Genomic DNA, 4,385 nt, shown 5'->3' on the forward strand with positions numbered 1-4,385 from the left:
GAATAGCCGCTTTCCGTGCCCGCCAGCCAGGCGATGATCGACGCGATTTCTTCCGGTTGGCCGAGGCGCTTGACCGGAATGGTGCTCACGATCTTGTCGAGCACGTCCGGGCGGATCGCCTTGACCATGTCGGTGCCGATGTAGCCCGGGCTCACGGTGTTGACCGTCACGCCCTTGTTGGCCAACTCCTGCGCCAGCGCCATCGTGAAGCCGTGCATACCGGCCTTGGCGGCCGAATAGTTGGTCTGGCCCGCCTGGCCCTTCTCGCCGTTCACGCTCGAGATGTTGATGATGCGGCCCCAGCCCCGCTCGACCATGTCGCCCACCACCTGCTTGGTGACGTTGAACATCGAGTTGAGGTTGGTCTCGATCACCGCGTCCCAGTCTTCCCGCGTCATCTTCAGGAACATGCGGTCGCGCGTGATGCCGGCGTTGTTGACCAGCACGTCGATGCTGCCGTGCTGCGCCTTGGCCTTGCTAAAGGCCGCCACCGTGGAGTCCCAGTCGCCGACGTTGCCCACCGATGCGTGGAACTCGTAGTTCTGGGACTTCTGCTCGCCCAGCCACTTGTCGAAATCGCGCGTCGGACCGCAGCCGGCGATGACCGTGAACCCCTCCTTGTGCAGGCGCTGGCAGATGGCGGTGCCGATGCCGCCCATGCCGCCGGTCACGTAGGCTACTTTTTTCTGGGCCATGTTGATTCCCCTTGTCTCGTTGCGTTGCCGTGATTCTGCGCGCTCAAACGCGTTCGACGGCGAGGGAAACTCCCATGCCACCACCGATACAAAGCGCGGCCACGCCCTTCTTGGCTTCGCGGCGCTGCATCTCGTGCAGCAACGTCACCAGGATGCGCGCGCCCGATGCACCGATCGGGTGCCCGATGGCGATGGCGCCGCCGTTGACGTTGACCTTGGCCGGGTCGATGTCCAGCGCCTTGTTGACGGCGCAGGCCTGGGCGGCGAAGGCTTCGTTCAGCTCGAACAGGTCGACGTCCGATGCCTTCCAGCCGGCGCGCTGCAGCGCCTTTTTCGTGGCCGACACCGGGCCCATGCCCATGGTTTTGGGGTCCAGGCCGGTCGTGCCGAAGGCCCGGATGGTCGCCAGCGGCTTCAGACCGAGTTCCTTGGCTTTCTTCGCGCTCATCACCACCACGGCGGCGGCGCCGTCGTTCAGGCCGGAGGCATTGCCGGCGGTGACGGAGCCGGCCTTGTCAAAGGCCGGACGCAGGCCGGCCAGTGCTTCGGCATTGGTTTTCCTGTTGAGGAACTCGTCGGCGTCGAAGCTGAGCGGGTCGCCCTTCTTCTGCGGAATGGAGACGGCCACGATCTCGTCCTTGAACCTGCCGGCTTCCTGCGCGGCGGCGGCCTTTTGCTGACTGCCCAGCGCCAGCGCGTCCTGCGCGGCACGATCGATGTTGTGCTCCTTGGCCACGTTCTCTGCCGTCACGCCCATGTGGTACTGGTTGTAGACGTCCCACAGGCCGTCCACGATCATGGTGTCCTGCATCTTCCAGTCGCCCATGCGCTGGCCGTCGCGCGAACCCATCAGGACGTGCGGCGCGGCGCTCATGTTCTCCTGGCCGCCGGCCACCACGATCTCGGCGTCGCCCCAGGCGATGGCCTGCGCCGCCAGCATCACGGCCTTCAGGCCGGAGCCGCACACCGCATTGATGGTCAGGCCCGGCACTTCCTTGGGCAGGCCGGCTTTGAGCAGCGCCTGGCGCGCCGGGTTCTGGCCGGAGCCGGCGGCCAGTACCTGGCCCATGATCACTTCGCTGACCTGCGACGGATCGATCTTGGCGCGCGCCAGCGCTTCCTTGATCACGATGGCCCCGAGCTCGGTGGCGGGGATCTTGGCGAGCGAGCCGCCGAACTTGCCGACGGCGGTGCGGGCCGCCGAAACGATGACGATGTCTTCCATGCTGGTGCTCCTGCTCTGCTGGTTGCTGGTTGCTGGGTCCCCGCCTGCGCGGGGACGAAATCCTTGGCGCCGCGGCGCGGCCCCTTCAGGCTTTTGCTTTCACGTACCGTCCCGGCGCGGGCTCGATCGCCTTGTACTTCGTGCCCTTGCCGTAGCTCTTGGGCGCAGCCACCTGCTTGCCCGCGTGGCCCTTCAGCCAGGTCGCCCAGTCGGGCCACCAGCTGCCGGGATGTTCCTTGGAGCCCGCCTGCCATTCCTCCTGGGTGGGGGGCAGCTTGTCGTTGGTCCAGTACGACCGCTTGTTCTTGCCCGGCGGGTTGATCACCCCGGCGATGTGGCCGGAGGCGCCCATCACGAAGCGTTTTTTGCCTGGCAGGTGCCTGATCGACGCATAGGCGCCGGCGACGGGCACGATGTGGTCTTCGCGCGAGCCGTAGATGTAGACCGGAATGTCGACCTTGGTCAGGTCGATCTTTTGGCCCAGCACCGTGGCCTTTCCCGGCTTGACCAGGTTGTTTTCCAGGTAGGTGTTGCGCAGGTACCAGGCGTACATCGGCCCCGGCAGGTTGGTCGAGTCGCTGTTCCAGTACAGCAGGTCGAACGGCGGCGGCGTCTCGCCTTTGAGGTAGTTGCCCACCACGTAATTCCACACCAGGTCGTTCGGCCGCAGGAAGCTGAAGGTGGAGGCCAGCTCCTTGCCCTTGAGCATGCCGCGCTTGCCGATCTGCGATTCGCGGTACTGCACGAAGGCGTCGTCGATGAACAGGTCGAGCACGCCGGTGTCGCTGAAATCGAGAAAGGTGGTCAGCAGCGTGGCCGACGCCACCGGCTTCTGGCCACGGGCAGCCGCCACGGCCAGGGCCGTGCCCAGGATGGTGCCGCCGACGCAAAAGCCCAGCGCGTTGATCTGCTTGGCCCCGCCGATTTCCTGCACCACCGAGATCGCCTTGAGCGCGCCGTCACCGATGTAGTCGTCCCAGGTCTTTTCCTCCATGGAGGTGTCCGGGTTGCGCCAGCTGACCACGAAGGTGCGGTGGCCTTGCTCGACCAGGTAGCGGATCAGCGAGTTGTCCGGCTGCAGGTCGAGGATGTAGAACTTGTTGATGCAAGGCGGCACCACCAGGAACGGCCGCTCGTGCACCTGTTTGGTCAGCGGCTTGTACTCGATCAGCTGGAACAGCTCGTTTTCGAACACCACCGCGCCTTCGGAGGTGCCGACGTTGCGGCCGACCTCGAAGGCGCTCTCGTCGGTCATCGAAACATGGCCTTGCTGCAGGTCGGCCAGCAGGTTCTGCAGGCCGCGCGCGATGCTCTCGCCCTTGGTTTCCACCGCCTTTTGCTGCGCCTCGGCATTCAGTGCCAGAAAGTTGCTCGGCGCCGATGCCGCCATGAACTGCTCCACCGCGAAGCGCAGCCGGGCGCGCACCTTCTCGTCGGCCTCGACCGCGTCGGCCAGCCCGAGCAGCGTGCGCGCGTTGAGCAGGTAGACGGCCGCGGAAAAGGCGGCGACCGGGTTGCGGGCCCAGGCTTCGCCGGCAAACCGCTTGTCGGCCTTGGCCGGCTGCAGGCCATGGTTCCACAGCTCGGCGGCTTCGCGCATGTAGGCCTGCTGCAAGGCCTGCATCTTGTCGCCGGAAAAGCGCATCGACGGCACGGCGGCGGCGCCGGCACCGCCGGCAGGCTGCATGGACTGCAGCAATTGCGTCCATTGCTGGCCCAGGTCCTGGGCGTGGGAGGCCCGGTTGCCATCAGAATTCATGCATGTCTCCAGATTCTTTTTCGCTGACCGGCCGCAGTATCCCACCAACATTGCTGCACTGCAACATCAACCTGGAGGACCGCCCTTGCTAGTCGTCGCCATCGGCTGGCTCTACGTTGCGCTGATGATGGCGGTGGCGGAAGCCGACCACAGCAACGGCTCCATCCTCGGCGCCATCATCACCTTTGTACTCTATGGCGTGGGTCCCGTGGCGCTGTTGATGTACCTCATGGCGACACCGGCGCGGCGCAAGGCGCGCAAGCAGCGCGAGACGGCAGAACTGGAAGCCGCCCGGGCGGCCTCAGTCGAGCCAGACGGCGGCGGCGAGCCGGCCGCTGACGCGGTCCCGGCGGTGCGAAAAGAACCGTGATGCCGCGCCGACGGTGCACCAATCGGGCGAGCCGTCGTTGCCGTGGATGGCGGTGATGCCCAGCGACTGCAGGCGGCGCCGGGCCAGTGCCGGCAGGTTGGCCAGGAACTTGCCCGCGCCGTGCGGGCGAAAGCATTCGGCAGCGGCGGGATCGCGCGCCAGGAAGGCGTCGCGCACTTCGGGGCCCACCTCGAAGGACTGGGGACCGATGCAAGGACCCAGCCAGGCGAACATGCCTTGCGCGGCTTGCCAGCGGTCGCTGCCCAGCTGCGGCAGCAGCGCGCCCCACAGCGCTTCCAGCACGCCGGAGCCAGCGCTGCCGGCCAGTCCGCGCCA

5 protein-coding genes are annotated in these 4,385 nt (G+C 66.4%); 1 reads left to right on the forward strand and 4 read right to left on the reverse strand.

Annotation, left to right across the window (positions count from 1 at the left end):
- The 3 genes from phbB to phaC form a co-directional block, all read right to left on the reverse strand.
- A partial coding sequence (gene phbB / locus JWP65_RS18510) for an acetoacetyl-CoA reductase (protein ID WP_299766409.1) occupies positions 1-695 on the reverse strand: 695 nt, incomplete at its 3' end.
- 43 nt (positions 696-738) lie between these two features.
- Positions 739-1,920, reverse strand: coding sequence for an acetyl-CoA C-acetyltransferase (locus JWP65_RS18515; RefSeq protein ID WP_299766411.1), 1,182 nt, complete (start codon positions 1,918-1,920; stop codon positions 739-741).
- Between the two features lie 85 nt (positions 1,921-2,005).
- Positions 2,006-3,679 carry a class I poly(R)-hydroxyalkanoic acid synthase gene (gene phaC / locus JWP65_RS18520; protein ID WP_299766413.1) on the reverse strand — a complete coding sequence of 558 codons (1,674 nt, stop codon included), beginning with the start codon at positions 3,677-3,679 and terminating at the stop codon, positions 2,006-2,008.
- A gap of 85 nt (positions 3,680-3,764) precedes the next feature.
- Between phaC and JWP65_RS18525 the strand changes: the two genes are divergently transcribed.
- Positions 3,765-4,049, forward strand: a complete 285-nt coding sequence (locus JWP65_RS18525) for a hypothetical protein (protein ID WP_299766415.1) — start codon at positions 3,765-3,767, stop codon at positions 4,047-4,049.
- On the opposite strand, the gene JWP65_RS18530 is transcribed toward JWP65_RS18525, so the two are convergent.
- A partial coding sequence (locus JWP65_RS18530; protein ID WP_299766417.1) for a laccase domain-containing protein occupies positions 3,981-4,385 on the reverse strand: 405 nt, incomplete at its 5' end. The genes JWP65_RS18525 and JWP65_RS18530 overlap by 69 nt on opposite strands.

Origin of the sequence: Ramlibacter sp., assembly GCF_028292805.1 — a bacterium.
Lineage (GTDB): Bacteria > Pseudomonadota > Gammaproteobacteria > Burkholderiales > Burkholderiaceae_C > Ramlibacter.

Coding starts and splice junctions, on each gene's coding strand:
- JWP65_RS18515 (WP_299766411.1), bottom strand. CDS start 1,920: ATGGAAGACATCGTCATCGTTTCGGCGGCCCGCACCGCCGTCGGCAAG.
- phaC (WP_299766413.1), bottom strand. CDS start 3,679: ATGAATTCTGATGGCAACCGGGCCTCCCACGCCCAGGACCTGGGCCAG.